The organism is Streptomyces cinnabarinus, assembly GCF_027270315.1.
Lineage (GTDB): Bacteria > Actinomycetota > Actinomycetes > Streptomycetales > Streptomycetaceae > Streptomyces > Streptomyces cinnabarinus.
This window is the reverse complement of record NZ_CP114413.1, coordinates 3,932,314-3,949,105: the sequence shown is the minus strand read 5'-3', so window position 1 is coordinate 3,949,105 and position 16,792 is coordinate 3,932,314. Positions and strand designations below refer to the sequence as shown.

The following is a 16,792-nucleotide window of genomic DNA, read 5'->3' as shown; positions in this document are numbered from 1 at the left end:
CGGGCTGATCCACCCTGCCCTGAACACCCCCACGACATGACCGGGAGTACGCCTCCGTGGCCACGTTCCTCTATCGACTGGGCCGTCTCGCCTTTCGGCGCCGGCACTTCGTCGCCCTGATCTGGGTGGCCCTGCTGACGCTCGCGGGCGTCGGCGCCGCCTCCGCGCCCGCCGCGGGCAACTCATCCTTCTCCATCCCCGGCACCGAGGCCCAGAAGGCCTTCGACCTGCTGGAGGAACGATTCCCCGGTTCCAGCGCCGACGGAGCGACCGCCCGTGTCGTCTTCCAGGCGCCGGACGGGCAGAAGCTCGCGGACGCCGACAACAAGGCCGCCGTCGAGCAGGCCGTCAAGGAACTCGGCACCGGCTCCGAGGTCGTCTCCGTCACCGACCCCTTCGAGACCGAGTCGGTCTCGAAGGACGGCGGTGTCGGCTACGCCCAGGTCCGCTACGAGGTCTCCGGCATGGAACTCGAGGACTCCTCCAAGGAGGCCCTCGAGCACGCCGCCGACGAGGCCCGCGAGACCGGCCTGACCGTGGAGATCGGCGGTGACGCGCTCCAGGCCACACCCGAGACCGGGTCCACCGAGATCATCGGTATCGCGGTCGCCGCGGTCGTCCTCGTCATCACCCTGGGCTCGCTGGTCGCGGCCGGACTGCCGCTGCTGACCGCCCTGATCGGCGTCGGCATCGGCGTCTCCACGATCACCGCGCTCGCCAACGCGCTGGAGCTGGGCTCCACCACCTCCACGCTGGCCATGATGATCGGCCTCGCGGTCGGCATCGACTACGCGCTGTTCATCGTCTCCCGCTACCGCGCCGAACTGGCCGAGGGCCGGGACCGCGAGGAAGCCGTCGGCCGGGCCACCGGCACCGCGGGCTCCGCGGTCGTCTTCGCCGGTCTCACCGTCGTGATCGCGCTGGTGGGCCTGTCGGTCGTCAACATCCCGATGCTGACCAAGATGGGCGTCGCCGCGGCCGGCACGGTCGTGATCGCGGTCCTGATCGCCCTGACGATGATCCCGGCGCTGCTCGGCTACGCAGGCCGCAAGGTCCAGCCCGCGGGTGCCAAGAGCAAGCTGTTCGGCCGGAGGAAGAAGAGCTCGGACGGGCCGGTCAAGCCCAACATGGGCACCCGCTGGGCCAGTTTCGTGGTCCGCCGTCCGGTCGCCGTGCTGCTCTTCGGCATCATCGGCCTCGGCGCCGCGGCCGTCCCGGTCACCTCGCTGGAGCTGGGCCTGCCCGATGACGGGTCACAGCCCACCTCCACCACCCAGCGCCGCGCCTACGACCTGCTCTCCGAGGGCTTCGGACCCGGCTTCAACGGCCCCCTGATGGTCGTCGGCGACGCCAAGGGCAGCGCCGACCCCGAGGCGGCCGCCACCGAGGTGGCCGACGAGATCAAGGACCTGAACGGCGTCGTCACGGTCACCCCGGCGACGTTCAACAAGTCCGGGGACACCTTCACCATCACCGTGATCCCCGACTCCAAGCCCTCCTCCACCGAGACCGAGGACCTGGTCCACGCCATCCGGGACACCGGCGCCGGCATCGAGGCCGACACCGACACCGAGGTGCTGGTCAGCGGCACCACGGCGATGAACATCGACTTCTCGCAGAAGATGAACGACGCGCTGATCCCGTATCTGGCGCTGGTGGTGGGCCTGGCCTTCCTCCTCCTCATCGCGGTGTTCCGCTCCATCCTCGTCCCGCTGAAGGCGGCGCTCGGCTTCCTGCTGAGCGTGCTCGCCGCGCTGGGCGCCGTGGTCGCGGTCTTCCAGTGGGGCTGGCTGTCCGGCCTCATGGGCGTCGAGGAGACCGGTCCGATCATGTCGATGATGCCGATCTTCATGGTCGGCGTGGTCTTCGGCCTCGCGATGGACTACGAGGTGTTCCTCGTGACCCGGATGCGTGAGGCGTACGTCCACGGCGAGAAGCCCAGCCAGGCCGTGGTGACCGGCTTCAAGCACGGCGCCCGGGTGGTCACGGCCGCCGCGGTGATCATGATGGCGGTCTTCGCGGGCTTCATCGGCTCCTCCGAGTCGATGGTCAAGATGATCGGCTTCGGCCTCGCCATCGCGGTCTTCTTCGACGCCTTCGTGGTCCGCATGGCGATCGTCCCGGCGGTCCTGGCGCTGCTCGGCAGGCGGGCCTGGTGGCTGCCGAAGTGGCTGGACCGCGCCCTGCCGAACGTGGACGTCGAGGGCGAGGGCCTCCAGCGCCTGTCCGAGGCGCGCGCGGCCGAGGACGACGAGGACAAGGAGCTGGTACGCGCCTGACGTACCGCTTCGCAGTGACCAGCCGGTGAGGGCCGACGTGGGGACGGTGGCGCCCTCACCGGCTGACTCTGTTCCTACGGCGTCCTTCGGCGTCGTACGGCGGTCCTACGTCGTCGAATCCGGTCGCATGCCTGGTACACGTACCGCTAGCGTGCCGTGCATGACGTCTGCCGATTCACCCGCCGGTTCATCCGCCGAGTCAGGAGCCCACCCCCGTTTCGCCGCCGCCCTCGACGAGTTGGGGCTCGGGGCGGTCGAGGCGCGGGTGCGGCGTTTTCCGGAGGCCACCCGGACCGCCGCCGAGGCGGCCGCCGCGATCGGGTGCGAGCTGAGCCAGATCTGCAAGTCCCTGATCTTCGCCGCCGACGGCGTGCCCGTCCTCGTTCTCATGGACGGCGCCTCCCGCGTCGACATGGAGCTGGTGCGCCGCGAACTGGGCGCCGAGAAGGTCACCCGGCCCAAGGCGGACGTCGTACGGGAGACCACCGGGTACGCCATCGGCGGCGTACCGCCCTTCGGGCACCGGACGAAGACCCGGGTCCTCGCCGACCGTTCGCTGCTCGACCACGACCTGGTCTGGGCCGCCGCGGGCACCCCGTACACCGTCTTCCCCATGGAACCCAAGACCCTGATCGCCCACGCGGGCGGCGCTCTGGTGGACGTGCGCGAGCGCACGGCGTGACGCCGCTGGTCGTCACGGCCGTCCTGCTCGCCGCGGTCACCCACGCCAGCTGGAACGCGCTCGCCCACCGCGTCCCCGACAAGCTCGTCGGGTTCGCGCTGATCTCGGGCGGCGGGATGCTGCTCGGGCTCGCGACGGTGCCGTTCACGGCGTTCCCGGCGGCCGGGGCCTGGCCGTATCTGATCGCCTCGGCGGTGATCCACATCGCCTACTACGTCCTGCTGATGACGTCCTTCCGGCTCGGTGACTTCGGGCAGGCCTACCCCCTAGCCCGCGGCACCGCGCCCCTCGTCGTCACGCTGCTCGCCGCCCTCTTCGCGCACGAGGTGCCGGACCGCTGGGCGGCCGCCGGCATTGCGGTCTCCTGCGCCGGGCTGACCGGGGTCGCCGTGTGGGGCCTGCGCGGGCACCGGCCGAACTGGGCGGCGATCGGCGCGGCGCTCGCGACCGGCCTGACCATCGCGGCGTACACGGTCGTCGACGGCCTGGGCGTACGCGCCTCCGGGTCGTCCCTCGGCTATATCGCCTGGCTGATGGCGGTGCAGGGGATGGTGATCCCGGCGTACGCGCTGCACCGCTGGCGCCGGGAGACGGTCGCGGTGCTGCGGCCGTTCGCCGCGGTCGGGCTGCTCGGCGCGGTGCTGTCCGTCGCCGCGTACGCCCTGGTGCTGTGGGCCCAGACGCGGGCCGAACTGGCGCCGATCGCCGCCCTGAGGGAATCCTCGATCATCGTGGGGGCGGCGATCGGCGCCGTGTTCTTCAAGGAGAGGTTCGGGGCGCCGCGGGTCGTCGCCGCGGCGCTGCTGGTGGTGGGTATCGGGCTGATGCTGCGGACGGGTTAGGGGGCGCGGGTCAGCTCCCGCTGTCGCCGGAGCCCGTCGGCCGTACGGCGACCGCGTCGACCTCGAAGAGCATGCCCGGGAGGGCGAGGGCGGCGACTCCGCTGAGGGTCTGGGCGGGCAGACGGTCGCTGAACCGGGCGCCGAGCGCCCTGCCGAGCACCTGGAGCTTGGCGGGCTCGTGGTCGACGATGAACGAGCCGAGCCGCACCACGTGCTCGAAGCCGAGACCGACGCCCGCCAGCGCCGACTCCAGCCGGTCGAAGGCGAGCTCCACCTGGGCGGCGAAGTCGCCCGGCACCGGGGAGCCGGCGGAGTCGGAGGCGTACTGCCCGGCGATGTGGACGATCTCGCCGGGGGCGGAGACCGCGTGGCTGTAGCCGAAGGGGGCCGGGTCGTGGAGCGTGGCCGGGTTGGTGATCGTGCGCTCGTCAGACGTCATGATCCACTCAACGCTCCGGAAACCGCCGCCCATTCCATGTCATTGCGGTGGTGTGGAAGGTGGCTGAGGGAGCACTCTGGAAGCAAGCGTTCCGGAGGTGATCGTCATGATGCACACCACAGTGGGATGGCACGTCGAGATGGAGTTCAGCGAGGACGACCAGCACACGCGCTCGGCAGCGCTGGTACGCCTGCCCGACGGCACCGAAGTACGGTCCCAGGGCCACGCCAGCCGCCACCACACCGACGCGAATCAGCCACGGGTCGGTGAGGAGATCGCGGCGGCTCGGGCGCTGAACGAACTCGCCATGCAGCTGCTGACGAAGGCGCACGGGGAGATCGACGCGGCGTCGGGACGGACCTCGCACCCGATTCATGTGTGAAGAGGCGCCGGGGCGCGCGGGGCGGCTCGCGCGCCTGGCGTGATTGACGAGCGCGGGGCGCGCGCGAAGGGTTACGCGCCCTGCGTGAGGGATTGCCGTACCGCGCGCACCAGTGCCTGCGCGCGGGGGTCCGCCGTGACCGTCTTGCGGAAGCCGTTGGTGACATAGCCGAAGGCGATGCCCGACGCGGGGTCGGCGAAGCCGAGGGAGCCGCCGCGGCCCGGGTGGCCGAAGGAGTCGGGGGAGAGGAACGGGGACGCGCTGCCGTGCAGCATGAACCCGAGGCCGAAGCGGGTGTTCACGACCAGGACCCGGTCCGGACCGGCCGACTCCTCCGCGCGGGCGAGCCGTGCCGTGGCCTCGTCGAAGAGGCGCACACCGTCGACCTCGCCGATGAGCGCCGCGTACACACGGGCGAGTCCGTCGGCGGTGGCTATGCCGTTGGTCGCGGGCAGCGCCGTCGCGCGGTAGGCCGGTTCGTTCTGGTCGGGGAAGGGCGTGATCGCGGCGAAGGCGCGGCGGGTGAGGGAGTCCGGATCGGCGTAGGCGTCGGTGACCGAACGCTTGGGGCGGGCGCGCAGGACCGCTCCGGAGGAGGGCTCGGGGCCCTCGACCTTGCCGACCCGGCCCGCCCGGCCCGCGGTTTCCTCGGCGGCCGGCAGTCCGAGCCAGAAGTCGGCGCCGAGCGGCCCGGCGATCTCCGCCGCGATCCACGCGCCGGCGCCCTGCCCGGTGACCCGGCGCACGAGTTCGTCGAGCATCCAGCCGTAGGTCAGAGCGTGGTAGCCGTGCGCGCTCCCCGGCTCCCACGCGGGGGCCTGCGCGGCGACCGCCTCGGGCCCCTTGACCGGATCGAGCGCCTCCTGAGGAGTGAGCGGCCGGTCGAGCACCGGGAGCCCCGCGCGGTGGTTCAGCACGTGCCGGACCAGCACCCGCTCCTTGCCCCGCTCTTTGAACTCCGGCCAGTACTCGCCCACCGGCGCGTCCAGATCCAGCAGCCCGCGCCGGTGCAGCAGCAGCGGTACGGCGGCGGCGACGCCCTTGGTCGCCGAGCGCACGACCTGTGCGGTGCCCCGCTGCCAGGGGTCCGTGCCGTCGACGTCCTTGGTGCCGGCCCACAGGTCGACGACCTTGCGCCCGTCCCGGTACACGGCGACCGCCGCGCCCCGGTCCCCGAGCGTCTCGAAGTTCCGCGCGAACGCCTCCCCGACCGGCTCGAAGCCCTCGGCCACTGTGCCGTTCACGTCCACGCCCGTACTCCTCTACGCCCTGCTCGGTGCTGGTGTCTCCTCCTCACCCAAGCAGGATCGAGACGTCGATGTTCCCCCGGGTCGCGTTCGAGTAGGGGCAGACCTCGTGGGCGGCGTCCACCAGCTTCGTCGCCACGTCCGCGTCCAGCACCGGCAGCGAGACGCTGAGGGCGACCGCGAGCCCGTATCCGCGCTGCTTGTTGGGGCCGATGCCGACCTTCGCCGCGACCGTGGAACCGGACAGGTCGAACCCGGCCCGGCGCCCGACGAGGACCAGCGCGTTGTGGAAGCAGGCGCTGAAGCCGGCGGCGAACAGCTGCTCGGGATTGGTGCCGTTGCCGTCGCCGCCGAGCTGCGGCGGCATCGCCACGCGCAGTTCCAGATGACCGTCCTGACTGGTCACATACCCGTCCCGGCCGCCGTGCGCGGTGGCCTCGGCCACGTACATGATCTTCGTGGGACGGGTGTCGACAGCGGTGTCCTCGGTCATGGTCGTCCTCCCCCGGAAAAGCGTGTGCGTCATTACCCTGTGCGCCATTACATCGTGCACAAGGTACTGGCCGGTAGGTGTGCTGGTGAAGTCAGGGGGTGGCAACCGCCGGTAACGCGGAGAGCTCAGCGCGCGCGGTCCGCCGCCGACCGGGCCTTCGCCGTGAGCTGCCACAGCTCCTCGCGCAACCGCGCGACCTCCGGCCCGCCCAGCTCCGTCGCTGCGAGCAGCGCGCCCGGTACGCGCGCCGCGCGCTCCCTCAGTTCCTCCGCGCGCCCCGTGCACGCGACGAGCACCGAGCGCTCGTCGCCCGCCGAGCGCTCCCGGCGCACAAGACCCGCGCTCTCCAGCCGCTTGAGCAACGGCGACACCGTGCCGTAGTCCAGCCGCAGCGCCCCCGCCAGCTCCTTCACCGTCGTCTCGCCCCGCTCCCACAGCACCAGCAGCACCAGGTACTGCGGATACGTCAGGCCGAGTTCGTCGAGCAGCGGCCGGTACGCGGCCGTCACCGCGCGCTGGGCCGCGTACAGCGCGAAGCACAGCTGCTCGTCCAGCAGCAGGGACCCGGGGGCGCCGTCCTCGTGGCTCGTCACCCGCCCATTGTCACGGACGGCCGCCGGGCACCGGGACCGAACGCGGATCGAAGCCGAACGGGAGCTCCAGCCGGTGCGCCCGCATCAGGTCCTCGTCCGAGAGCAGCTCGCCCGTCCCGCCGTCCGCAGCGATCACGCCCTCGCTGAGGATCAGCGCACGCGGGCACAGCTCAAGGGCGTAGGGGAGGTCATGGGTGACCATCAGCACGGTCACGTCCAACGAGCGCAGGATGTCGGCCAGTTCGCGGCGGGAGGCGGGGTCGAGGTTGGAGGAGGGCTCGTCCAGGACGAGGATCTCCGGCTCCATCGCCAGCACCGTCGCCACGGCCACCCGGCGGCGCTGCCCGAACGACAGGTGGTGCGGCGGCCGTTCCTTGAACTCCGCCATGCCGACCTGCGCGAGCGCCCGGTCCACGCGCTCCTCCAGCGCGGCGCCCTTCAGCCCGGCCGCCGCGGGTCCGAAGGCCACGTCCTCCCGGACCGTCGGCATGAAGAGCTGGTCGTCGGGGTCCTGGAAGACGATGCCGACCTTGCGCCGGATCTCGGCCATGTGCTCCCGCCCGACCGGCAGCCCCGCGACCCGCACCGTGCCGGTGCCCCCGGTCAGGATGCCGTTGAGGTGCAGCACGAGCGTGGTCTTGCCTGCACCGTTCGGGCCGAGCAGCGCGACCCGTTCGCCGCGTCCGACGCAGAAGTCGACGCCGAACAGGGCCTGGTGGCCGTCGGGGTAGGCGAAGGCGAGGCCGGAGACCTCCAGAGAAGCAGTCACAGCGTCCATCCCAGCAGACATACGACGAGAGCGGCGAAGGGGAGGGTGAGGGCGTACGTCCACTGCGCCCGGGACGCGGTCACCTCGTCGATGACCGGCATGGCACCGGCGTACCCGCGGCTGATCATGGCCAGGTGCACGCGCTCGCCGCGCTCGTAGGAGCGGATGAACAGCGCGCCCGCCGACTTCGCGAGCACCCCCCAGTGCCGTACGCCCCGCGCCTCGAAGCCGCGCGACTCGCGGGCGATCCGCATGCGCCGCATCTCGTCGGTGATGACATCGCCGTACCGGATCATGAAGGACGCGATCTGGACCAGCAGCGGAGGGAGCTTCAGGCGCTGCAGGCCCAGCAGGAGTTCGCGCAGTTCGGTGGTGGAGGCCAGGAGTACCGACGCGGCCACGCCGAGCGTGCCCTTCGCCAGGACGTTCCACGCGCCCCACAGGCCGCTGACGCTCAGCGACATGCCGAGGACCTCGACGCGCTCACCCTCCGCAACGAACGGCATCAGCACCGCGAACGCGACGAACGGCACCTCGATCAGCAGGCGTTTGAGCAGGAAGCCGGCGGGCACACGCGCGGCGTACGCGACACCGGCGAGCAGGACGGCGTACAGGCCGAACGCCCACATCGCCTCGCGCGGGGTGGAGACCACTACCACCACGAAGCCGAAGGTGGCGGCGAGTTTGGTGTGCGGCGGCAGTCCGTGCACGGGGGAGTGCCCGTGCCGGTAGAGCCTGTGCGCGTGCCCGGCGCCCATCTCAGACGCTCGTGCTCGCGGGCGAGACCGGCGCGGAGTCCTCCTGCGTACGCCGCCTGCGCACCGTCCAGAACACCGCGCTGCCCGCGACGACCGTGACGCCGACGCCGATGACGCCCGCCAGCCCCCCGGACAGGCGGGCGTCATCCACGTCCTTCACGCCGTAGTCCGCAAGCGGGGAGTCGGCGTAGGCGTGGTCCTCGGTCTTCTCGTCGATGCCGTGGTCCGCGGCGACCTTCTCCAGGCCGTCGGGGTTGGCGGAGGCGTAGAAGCTGACGAAGCCGGCGAGGACGAACGAGGTGACCAGACCGGTGATCCACAGCGTGCGCCGGGAGGCGCGCGCCGCGACAGGCGCGCCACTCGGCGATCCATGCGCCCCTTCGGGCGCCGGAGCGTCCACCAGCGCGCCGTTCACGCGCAGTTGCAGGCGCTGACGCAGGTCGCGCGCGCCGTACACGAGATCCGGGCGCACGGCGATCACCGCGCCCACCGTCAGCGCCGTGATCGCCGCCTCGCCGATGCCGATGAGGAGGTGCACGCCGACCATCGCGCCCGCGACCTTGCCGATCGAGACATCGGTCGTGCCGCCGATCGCGTACATCAGCGTGAAGGCGAGCGCCGCCGCCGGGACCGAGACCACCGCGGCGACGAAGCTCGCGACGGTCACCGAACGGCGGGTGCGCGGCAGCACCTTCACCAGGCCGCGGAAGAGGCCGTAGGCGACGACGGTCGTGACGACCGCCATGTTGGTGATGTTCACACCGAGCGCGGTCAGCCCGCCGTCGGCGAAGAGGATGCCCTGCATCAGCAGGACCACGGACACGCACAGCACACCCGTGTAGGGGCCGACGAGGATCGCGGCGAGCGCGCCGCCGAGCAGATGGCCGCTGGTCCCCGCCGCGACAGGGAAGTTCAGCATCTGCACCGCGAAGATGAACGCGGCCACCAGGCCGGCCAGCGGCGCGGTGCGTTCGTCGAGCTCGCGGCGCGCGCCGCGCAGGCTCACGGCGACCGCGGCCGCGGCGACCGCTCCGGTCGCGAGAGAGGTCGGGGCGTCTATGAATCCGTCAGGCACATGCACCGTTCGATGATAGTGGCTTGTTGCGAATGGCTTGCAAGAGCGTGGGAGAAAGAAGAACCGGCGCGGGCACTTTGTTCGTGGGAGCGCTCCACGGGAAATGTGCGACATTGGAGGGAAAGCGGATTTACAGCTTTCACATAGGTCGCTCAGCGTAAAGGGGTCGTCCGATGTCCGTAGTCGAGCAGTACGCGCGAGCCCACATCGTCACGGACCACGACGTCCGCATACAGGAAGAGCGCGACGCCGTCCCCGTCGTCCTGCGCTACGACCCCGACCTCGATCCCCGCGCGGTGCGGTTCGGACTGCCCGGAGCCCACGAGTGGACCTGCGACCGGTCCCTGCTGGAGCAGGGCCTGCGCGCCCCGACGGGCAGCGGCGAGGTACGGGTGTGGCCGTGCGGCCGGGTGCAGGCGGTGGTGGAGTTCCACTCCGCGCAGGGCGTCTCCGTCGTGCAGTTCGAGAGCAAGGCGCTGCTGCGGTTCCTGCGCCGCACCTACATCGCGGCCGCCGAGCCCGTACACCACTGAGGCCCTGGCCTCAGCCCCCCAGCTTCAGCAGCGCCGCCACGATCGGCCCCGCCGTCTCGCCGCCGTGCCCGCCCGCCTGGACGACGCCGGCGGCCGCGAGATCGCCCCGGTAGGCGGTGAACCAGCCGTTGGGCTTCTTCTGGCCGTCGACCTCCGCCGAGCCGGTCTTGGCGCCGACGTCACCGCTGACCCCGGCCATCGCCTCGGCCGCCGTGCCGTAGGCCGCCGTGTAGCCCATCAGTTCGCGCAGCTGGGACAGGGTGCCCGCGGCCATCGTGCGGGAGGCCTTCGCCAGCTGACGGCCGTCCACATCGGGGGAGACCAGGTAGGGCTGGTGGAAGACACCCGCCTTCACCGTCGCCGAGACGGACGCCATGTTCAGCGGGTTCATCCGGACCCCGCCCTGGCCGATCAGCTCCGCCGCCATCTGCGCCTGCGACTGCACCGGGACGGCGCCGTCGAAGGTGGAGACACCGACGGACCAGTTGTTCAGGCCGAGGCCGAACACCTGCTGGGCCTGCTTGGTCAGGCTGTCGTCGTCCAGTTCGGGAGCCTGGCTGATGAAGGCGGTGTTGCAGGAGCGGGCGAAGCTCGCCTTGAAGGTGCCGTCCTTGATCAGGAACTTGTCGTCGTTCTGGAACTTCCAGCCCCCGTACGTGAAGTACTTCGGGCACGGATGCGTCTTGTTCACCGAGGCCAGGTCCTTCTCGATGAGCAGCGAGGAGGTGATGACCTTCATGGTGGAGCCGGGCGCGAGGGAGCCCTGGAAGGCGGTGTTGAAGCCCTTGGAGGCGTTCGCCGCGGCGAGGATCTCACCGGTGGAGGGGCGCACCACCACCACCGAGGACCGCGCCTTCTTGGCGACCTGCGCCTCGGCGGCGGCCTGGAGACGGGGGTCGAGGGTCGTCTCCACGGTGCCCGGCGTGCCCTTGCTGAGCTCCAGCACCGTCTTGTCCGCCGACTTGGACCCCTTGCCGCGGACCACCCGCAGCTCGATGCCCGCCTTGCCGCCGGCCGTCTTGCCGTACTTCTCGCGCAGGCTGTCCAGGATCGCGCCCACGGAGGCGTACTTCTTGGTCGTCAGCTCGCCGCCGTCCCGGTCCACGGCCTTGATCGGCGGAGTCCCGGCCTCGCCGGTGACCAGGGTGTCGCCGTCCTTGAGGTCGGGGTGGACCACGGACGGCTGCCACTGGACTAGGGGTTCGCCGTCGCTCTTGCGGCGTACGACGGTCAGCGCGCTGTCGTAGGCCAGCGGCTCGCTGAGCTTGTCGAACGTCACCGTGCCCGTCACGGAGAAAGGGACCTCGGCGCCCTTCGCGGTCCCGGCGGTGAGCTTGACGCTCCGTACGCGCGCGTCCTTGGTGTAGCCGGTGAGCAGCTCGCGGGCGGCGGCCGCGTCGTCGGTGGCCGCCGCGGCCTCGGAGACCTTGCCTTGCTGCCAGGCGGTGAGGAAGGCACGGGAGGCGCCGGTGACCTCCTTGGCGGACAGCGGGCCGGTCTTGACCTTGGGCTTCGTGCCGGCGGTCGCCGTCGGCGAACCGTCCTCCGACCCGCCCCAGAGCGCCCAGCCGCCGGCCCCGGCGCCCACGACGACCACGGCGATCGCCCCGCCGAGCAGTACGGCGGGGTTCGTCTTCCGTCGCTCGGCGACGCGCCTTCTCTTGCCCACTGTCTTCCGATCCTCCGAGATTCCCCAGGGTCCCCGTCAGCCCAACGACGGCACCACCCTAGAGTCCCGTCCTCAGCGGGTGACTTCAGCCACCCCTCAGCCGCCCGCCGCCAGCACGGCCCGCACGATCGGGCCCGCCGCCTCGCCGCCCCGTCCGCCGGACACGCTCATGGCCGCCGCGGCGACGTCGTCGCGGAAACCGGTGAACCAGCTGTTGGCGTCCTGCCCGTCCACCTCGGCGGAGCCCGTCTTGGCGCCGATGTCGCCGCCGAGCCCCTGCATCACCCCCTGGGCGGTGCCCTGTGTCGCGGTGAGCCGCATCATCTGCTTGAGCTGGCCGGCGGTGTTCGGCTCAAGACCCTTGGCGGTGGCCAGCTCACGGTCGTCCAGGTCGGGGGAGACGAGATAGGGCTGCCGGAAGGTTCCGGTGATCGCGGTCGCTGTGACGGAGGCCATGTTCAGCGGGCTCATCTGGATCTGGCCCTGGCCGATGGCGTTGGCCGCGCGGTCCGGCCCGGCGGAGGCGGGCACGCTGCCGTCGAAGGAGATGATGCCGGTCTTCCAGTTGTCCCGGCCGAGCCCGAACCGGTCCTGGGCCTCCGTCGTCAAGGAGGCGTCGGTGAGCGGCTTCTCGTCGACGAGCTTGATGAAGCCGGTGTTGCAGGAGCGCATGAACGTGTCGGCGAGCGTGGCGCCCGGGTTGGCGTCGAGGCCCGGGAGGTTCTTGAAGGTCTGGCTCTGCCAGGTGGCGGTGTCGGGGCAGGGCGCGGGGCCGTTCATCGAGGTGACACCGTTGTCGATCAGCATCGCCGCCGTGATGATCTTCATCGTGGAGCCCGGTGCGACCCGCCCCTCGAAGGCGGCGTTGAAGGCGTCCTTGCGGTGGTTCGCCACCGCGAGCACCTCGCCCGTGCTCGGCTTGACCGCGACGACCGACGCATCGGGGTAGCCCTTCACGGCCTTCTCGGCGGCCGCCTGCACGCCCGCGCTGAGCGTGGTGGGCAGCTTGCCCGGCTCGCCCTCGGTGAGCGTGAGCAGCGGGGTGTCGGCGACGCCCTCCGCCGCGTGCCTGATCACCAGCTCGACACCGGGGGAGCCGCCGGCCTTGTCGCCGTAGCGCTCCCGCAGGGTGTCCAGGATCGGGCCGAGGGAGGGGTACTTCGCCTTCGTCAGCACCTGGCCGTCGCGGTCCACCGCCTCGATGGGCGGGCTCGCCGACTCGCCCGTGACCAGGGTGTCGTCCTTCTTCAGCTCCGGATGGACCACCGCCGGGTCCCAGTCGACCAGCGCCCGCCCGGAGGTCTTCCCGCGCACCACCTTCAGCTCGCTGTCGTAGGCGAGCGGCTTCGACGTCCCGTCGTAGGACACCTTCGCCTTGACGGAGAAGGGCACGATCCCGCCGTTCGCCGCCTTGGGCGTGATCGTCACGTCGGTGATGCGCGCGCTCTCGCCGTACGCGGTCAGCAGCGGCTCGGCCGCCTCGGCGAAGTCCGTGTACGACGCCGCCTGGACCGCCTGTCCCTTCTCCCAGGCCGCGAAGAACTTCTCGGAGGTCTCCTGGACCTCGTCCTCGCTCGGCGGCCCGGTCTTCTTCTCCGCGGCTCCGCCCCCGTCGCCGTTCACCGCGGACACGATGTTGTAGGCGCCGTATCCGGCCCCGCCGACCATCACCGCGAACACCGCGCCGATGACGGTCGCCTTCACCCCCTTGCCCATTGGGCAATCCCTCCCCGTTTCCCCGTTGGTCCCCGCACTGTAAGCGGAGGGTGTGACAGGCGGGGGCGGAGTTTCGCGATTGGTGCCGGGGCCAGCTATCGGCCCGCCACTAGACCCAGGTATCCAGCCACATCCGCGACCGCCAGTCGTCGATCGGGATGGCGGTGCCGGTGTACAGGGGCCAGAAGTAGATGAAGTTCCAGGCGATCAGCAGGACCAGGACGCCCGCGCCGGTCGCGCCGGCCACCCTGCGGGTCTCGCTGGAACCCGGTGGACCGACGATCGCGCCGAGGAGCATCGCGACGGCCAGGCACAGGAAGGGCAGGAAGACGACGGCGTAGAAGAAGAAGATCGTGCGTTCCTGGAAGAAGAACCAGGGCAGGTAGCCGGCCACGATGCCGCAGGCGATGGCGCCCGCGCGCCAGTCGCGGCGGAAGAACCAGCGCCACAGCACGTACAGCAGGGCGAAGGCGGCCACCCACCACAGCAGGGGCGTGCCGATCGCCAGCACCTCGCGCGCGCACTTCTCGCCCGCGTCCACCGGACAGCCGTCCTTGCCGGGCGCGGGGGACTCGTAGAAGTACGACACCGGGCGGCCGGTGACGATCCAGCTCCAGGGGTTGGACTGGTAGGTGTGCGGCGAGGACAGGTCGACGTGGAACTGGTAGACCTGCGTCTCGTAGTGCCACAGGCTGCGCCACCAGTCCGGGAACAGCCACGACCAGCTGCTCTCCTTGCCGTCGGTGGCGGCCCAGTTGCGGTAGTAGCCGCCCGAGCCGTCCGTGGCGGACATGATCCAGCCCGTCCAGGACGCGATGTACGTGATGATCGCGACCGGCACCGTGGCGAGGAACGCCAGGCCCAGATCGTGCTTGGCCACCGCCAGGTACGGGCGGCTCGCGCCCGCCACCTTGCGGGAGCCGATGTCCCAGACGACCGTGAGCAGGCCGAACGCGGCCAGGAAGTACAGGCCGTTCCACTTGGTGCCGATGGCCAGGCCCAGCATCAGACCCGCCGTCCAGCGCCAGGGCCGCCAGCCGAGGCTCAGGGTGTCCGCGATGTGCGCGTCCGGCCGGACCCGTCCGTCGGCGTCGGCGGGCAGCGCCGCCGCGAGTTTCTCGCGCGCCTTGTCGCGGTCGACGACCAGGGCGCCGAACGCGGCCAGCACGAAGAACATCAGCACGCCGTCGAGCAGCGCGGTGCGGCTCATCACGAAGTGCAGGCCGTCCACCGCCATCAGCGCGCCCGCGAGGCAGCCGAGGAAGGTGGAGCGGAAGATCCGGCGGCCGATCCGGCACAGCATCAGCACCGACAGCGTGCCGAGCAGCGCGGTCATGAACCGCCAGCCGAACGGGTCGAACCCGAACATCAGCTCGCCCAGGCCGATGACGTACTTGCCGACCGGCGGATGCACCACGTACGCCGCGTCCGTCGGGATGTCGACCTTGTCGCCGAGCTGGAGCACCAGGTCGTTGGCGTTCTTGTCCCAGTTGACCTCGAAGCCGCGGTGGACGAGCGCCCAGGCGTCCTTGGCGTAATACGTCTCGTCGAATATCACCGCCTTCGGGCTGCCCAGGTTCCAGAACCGCAGCACGCCCGCGAACAGCGTGACCAGCAGCGGGCCGCCCCAGCCGGACCAGCGCACCAGCCGGTCGGCGAGCGCCGGCGGCAGGCCGAACACCGTCCACAGTCTCGGTCCGGGCTGCGCGTACGGCGGCACTAGACGGTCGCGGACATCGCTCTTGGACCCCGCCGTGTAGCCGAAGCGGCGCAGCCGCTGCTGCCACGAGGGCCGCTGGTCGTGCGGCGCCTGGGCCTGCCGGGTGTCCGTGGAGTCCATGGACGACGCTGTACTGGTCACCGCGCCATCGTAGGGAACCGTTCTGTGGGAGTCCCGTGCATGGCGCCTGCGAGGATGGAAACGTGACAGTTACGCCCGGAACCCTGGTCCTCGCCGGCACCCCCATCGGGGAGATCGCCGACGCCCCGCCCCGGCTCGCCGAGGAGCTCGCCGGCGCCGATGTCGTCGCGGCCGAGGACACCCGGCGGCTGCGCCGGCTGACCCAGGCGCTGGGCGTCACCCCCAAGGGCCGGGTGGTGTCGTACTTCGAAGGCAACGAATCCGCCCGTACGCCCGAACTCGTCGACGAACTCCTCGGCGGTGCGCGCGTGCTCCTCGTCACGGACGCGGGCATGCCGTCGGTGTCGGACCCCGGGTACCGGCTGGTCGCGGCGGCCGTCGAGCGGGACGTACGGGTCACCGCGGTGCCCGGTCCGTCCGCCGTGCTCACCGCGCTGGCGCTGTCGGGGCTGCCCGTGGACCGGTTCTGCTTCGAGGGGTTCCTGCCGCGCAAGGCGGGCGAACGGCTCTCCCGGCTGCGGGAGGTCGCCGAGGAGCGGCGCACGCTCGTCTACTTCGAGGCCCCGCACCGGCTCGACGACACCCTCGCCGCGATGGCCGAGGTGTTCGGCGAGCAGCGGCGGGCCGCGGTGTGCCGGGAGCTGACCAAGACGTACGAGGAGGTCAAGCGCGGTCCGCTGGCCGAGCTGGCCACGTGGGCGGCCGAGGGCGTGCGCGGGGAGATCACCGTCGTCGTCGAGGGCGCCCCGGAGAAGGGGCCCGAGGAGATCGGCCCGGAGGAACTGGTGCGGCGGGTGCGGGTGCGGGAGGAGGCCGGGGAGCGGCGCAAGGAGGCGATCGCCGCGGTGGCGGTGGAGGCGGGGCTGCCCAAGCGGGTCGTCTTCGACGCGGTGGTGGCGGCCAAGACCCGCTGACCTCGTCCGGCGGCACGTTGTGCCACGCCGGGGTAAAGGGGCACGGGCGTTTCGGCAAGGAACGTCCAAGGCGGAACCAACAGTGCACAGCACACGTGCTTTCGCCCGGATCGAGGAGTCCACTGGAAGTGAGGGGCGTACCCCGCCCCACCAGCGGACCATCTGGAGCCGGCATGAGCGAAATCGCAGGGCAGACCCGCCTCCGCAACGCGGCGACCCCCGTCGTCCACGAGTCGTATTCCTTCGCCTGCATGCGCTGCGGGCACGGCTGGGAACAGTCGTACGAGATCGAGCACCACACGGACGGCGAGGGGCAGGAGTTCGTCCTGTACGTGGCCGACGGTGAGATCGTCCCCTCCCCGCTGAGCCGGCCCACGTGCCACAACTGCGACGGCCATGTCGTACGGATCATGCGCGCGGGGCAGGTCTCGTCGGTGCGCGGCGCGGAGCGCGCCCACGGGCCGGCCGGGGAGCGGCACCACTGGCATCTGTCGGATCTGCTGCACCCGTTCCAGCGCAAGGCGGGCTGAGCCCGCTCGG

The 16,792-nt window shown here is 71.3% G+C and carries 17 protein-coding genes; 7 read left to right on the top strand and 10 right to left on the bottom strand.

Annotated features, from left to right (window positions below):
• The first annotated feature begins 56 nt into the window (after positions 1-56).
• The 3 genes from STRCI_RS17660 (at position 57) to STRCI_RS17650 (ending at position 3,803) form a co-directional block, all read left to right on the top strand.
• Positions 57-2,279, top strand: coding sequence for an MMPL family transporter (locus tag STRCI_RS17660; protein ID WP_269659914.1), 2,223 nt, complete (start codon positions 57-59; stop codon positions 2,277-2,279).
• A gap of 160 nt (positions 2,280-2,439) precedes the next feature.
• Positions 2,440-2,961 (top strand): YbaK/EbsC family protein, encoded by a 522-nt coding sequence (locus tag STRCI_RS17655; RefSeq protein WP_269659913.1) that lies wholly within the window; start codon positions 2,440-2,442, stop codon positions 2,959-2,961.
• Entirely contained in the window at positions 2,958-3,803 is an 846-nt protein-coding gene (locus STRCI_RS17650) for a DMT family transporter (protein WP_269659912.1), read from the top strand. The genes STRCI_RS17655 and STRCI_RS17650 overlap by 4 nt, the downstream gene beginning before the upstream one ends.
• A gap of 10 nt (positions 3,804-3,813) precedes the next feature.
• Here STRCI_RS17650 and STRCI_RS17645 read toward each other — a convergent pair whose 3' ends face one another.
• A complete protein-coding gene (locus STRCI_RS17645; protein ID WP_269659911.1) occupies positions 3,814-4,242 on the bottom strand; it encodes a RidA family protein in 429 nt (142 codons plus the stop codon).
• Between the two features lie 106 nt (positions 4,243-4,348).
• On the opposite strand from STRCI_RS17645, the gene STRCI_RS17640 reads away from it, so the two are divergent.
• Positions 4,349-4,624, top strand: coding sequence for a DUF1876 domain-containing protein (locus STRCI_RS17640; RefSeq protein ID WP_269659910.1), 276 nt, complete (start codon positions 4,349-4,351; stop codon positions 4,622-4,624).
• A 71-nt stretch (positions 4,625-4,695) separates the two neighbouring features.
• Here STRCI_RS17640 and STRCI_RS17635 read toward each other — a convergent pair whose 3' ends face one another.
• The 6 genes from STRCI_RS17635 to STRCI_RS17610 form a co-directional block, all read right to left on the bottom strand.
• On the bottom strand, positions 4,696-5,874 hold the full coding sequence (locus STRCI_RS17635) for a serine hydrolase domain-containing protein (RefSeq protein ID WP_269659909.1): 1,179 nt from the start codon (positions 5,872-5,874) through the stop codon (positions 4,696-4,698).
• 43 nt (positions 5,875-5,917) lie between these two features.
• Positions 5,918-6,364, bottom strand: a complete 447-nt coding sequence (locus tag STRCI_RS17630; RefSeq protein ID WP_269659908.1) for an organic hydroperoxide resistance protein — start codon at positions 6,362-6,364, stop codon at positions 5,918-5,920.
• A gap of 125 nt (positions 6,365-6,489) precedes the next feature.
• Positions 6,490-6,957, bottom strand: a complete 468-nt coding sequence (locus tag STRCI_RS17625; RefSeq protein ID WP_269659907.1) for a MarR family winged helix-turn-helix transcriptional regulator — start codon at positions 6,955-6,957, stop codon at positions 6,490-6,492.
• Positions 6,958-6,967: 10 nt separating this feature from the next.
• On the bottom strand, positions 6,968-7,735 hold the full coding sequence (locus STRCI_RS17620) for an energy-coupling factor ABC transporter ATP-binding protein (RefSeq protein WP_269659906.1): 768 nt from the start codon (positions 7,733-7,735) through the stop codon (positions 6,968-6,970).
• On the bottom strand, positions 7,723-8,484 hold the full coding sequence (gene cbiQ / locus STRCI_RS17615; protein ID WP_269659905.1) for a cobalt ECF transporter T component CbiQ: 762 nt from the start codon (positions 8,482-8,484) through the stop codon (positions 7,723-7,725). Before cbiQ ends, STRCI_RS17620 begins: the two co-directional genes overlap by 13 nt.
• Position 8,485: 1 nt before the next feature.
• Positions 8,486-9,565: an energy-coupling factor ABC transporter permease gene (locus tag STRCI_RS17610; RefSeq protein WP_269659904.1), complete on the bottom strand. Its 1,080-nt coding sequence runs from the start codon at positions 9,563-9,565 to the stop codon at positions 8,486-8,488.
• Positions 9,566-9,732: 167 nt separating this feature from the next.
• On the opposite strand from STRCI_RS17610, the gene STRCI_RS17605 reads away from it, so the two are divergent.
• Positions 9,733-10,092 carry an SsgA family sporulation/cell division regulator gene (locus STRCI_RS17605; RefSeq protein ID WP_269659903.1) on the top strand — a complete coding sequence of 120 codons (360 nt, stop codon included), beginning with the start codon at positions 9,733-9,735 and terminating at the stop codon, positions 10,090-10,092.
• Between the two features lie 10 nt (positions 10,093-10,102).
• Here the strand turns inward: STRCI_RS17605 and STRCI_RS17600 are convergent, their stop codons facing one another.
• The 3 genes from STRCI_RS17600 to STRCI_RS17590 all read right to left on the bottom strand — a co-directional run bounded on the left by STRCI_RS17600 (position 10,103) and on the right by STRCI_RS17590 (position 15,338).
• Positions 10,103-11,761, bottom strand: a complete 1,659-nt coding sequence (locus STRCI_RS17600) for a penicillin-binding transpeptidase domain-containing protein (RefSeq protein WP_269659902.1) — start codon at positions 11,759-11,761, stop codon at positions 10,103-10,105.
• Positions 11,762-11,857: 96 nt separating this feature from the next.
• Positions 11,858-13,477, bottom strand: coding sequence for a penicillin-binding transpeptidase domain-containing protein (locus STRCI_RS17595; RefSeq protein ID WP_269659901.1), 1,620 nt, complete (start codon positions 13,475-13,477; stop codon positions 11,858-11,860).
• Between the two features lie 109 nt (positions 13,478-13,586).
• Positions 13,587-15,338 (bottom strand): dolichyl-phosphate-mannose--protein mannosyltransferase, encoded by a 1,752-nt coding sequence (locus STRCI_RS17590; protein ID WP_269659900.1) that lies wholly within the window; start codon positions 15,336-15,338, stop codon positions 13,587-13,589.
• 62 nt (positions 15,339-15,400) lie between these two features.
• Here STRCI_RS17590 and rsmI point away from each other — a divergent pair, with 62 nt between their 5' ends.
• Entirely contained in the window at positions 15,401-16,252 is an 852-nt protein-coding gene (gene rsmI, locus STRCI_RS17585; RefSeq protein WP_269659899.1) for a 16S rRNA (cytidine(1402)-2'-O)-methyltransferase, read from the top strand.
• A 173-nt stretch (positions 16,253-16,425) separates the two neighbouring features.
• On the top strand, positions 16,426-16,782 hold the full coding sequence (locus tag STRCI_RS17580; protein WP_269659898.1) for a hypothetical protein: 357 nt from the start codon (positions 16,426-16,428) through the stop codon (positions 16,780-16,782).
• Positions 16,783-16,792: the final 10 nt, after the last annotated feature.

What these genes read in the sequence shown, in the direction of transcription:
- STRCI_RS17580 (WP_269659898.1), top strand. Translation starts at nt 16,426, where the DNA reads ATGAGCGAAATCGCAGGGCAGACCCGCCTCCGCAACGCGGCGACCCCC.
- STRCI_RS17655 (WP_269659913.1), top strand. Translation starts at nt 2,440, where the DNA reads ATGACGTCTGCCGATTCACCCGCCGGTTCATCCGCCGAGTCAGGAGCC.
- STRCI_RS17630 (WP_269659908.1), bottom strand. Translation starts at nt 6,364, where the DNA reads ATGACCGAGGACACCGCTGTCGACACCCGTCCCACGAAGATCATGTAC.
- STRCI_RS17645 (WP_269659911.1), bottom strand. Translation starts at nt 4,242, where the DNA reads ATGACGTCTGACGAGCGCACGATCACCAACCCGGCCACGCTCCACGAC.
- cbiQ (WP_269659905.1), bottom strand. Translation starts at nt 8,484, where the DNA reads ATGGGCGCCGGGCACGCGCACAGGCTCTACCGGCACGGGCACTCCCCC.
- STRCI_RS17620 (WP_269659906.1), bottom strand. Translation starts at nt 7,735, where the DNA reads ATGGACGCTGTGACTGCTTCTCTGGAGGTCTCCGGCCTCGCCTTCGCC.
- STRCI_RS17640 (WP_269659910.1), top strand. Translation starts at nt 4,349, where the DNA reads ATGATGCACACCACAGTGGGATGGCACGTCGAGATGGAGTTCAGCGAG.
- STRCI_RS17605 (WP_269659903.1), top strand. Translation starts at nt 9,733, where the DNA reads ATGTCCGTAGTCGAGCAGTACGCGCGAGCCCACATCGTCACGGACCAC.
- STRCI_RS17595 (WP_269659901.1), bottom strand. Translation starts at nt 13,477, where the DNA reads ATGGGCAAGGGGGTGAAGGCGACCGTCATCGGCGCGGTGTTCGCGGTG.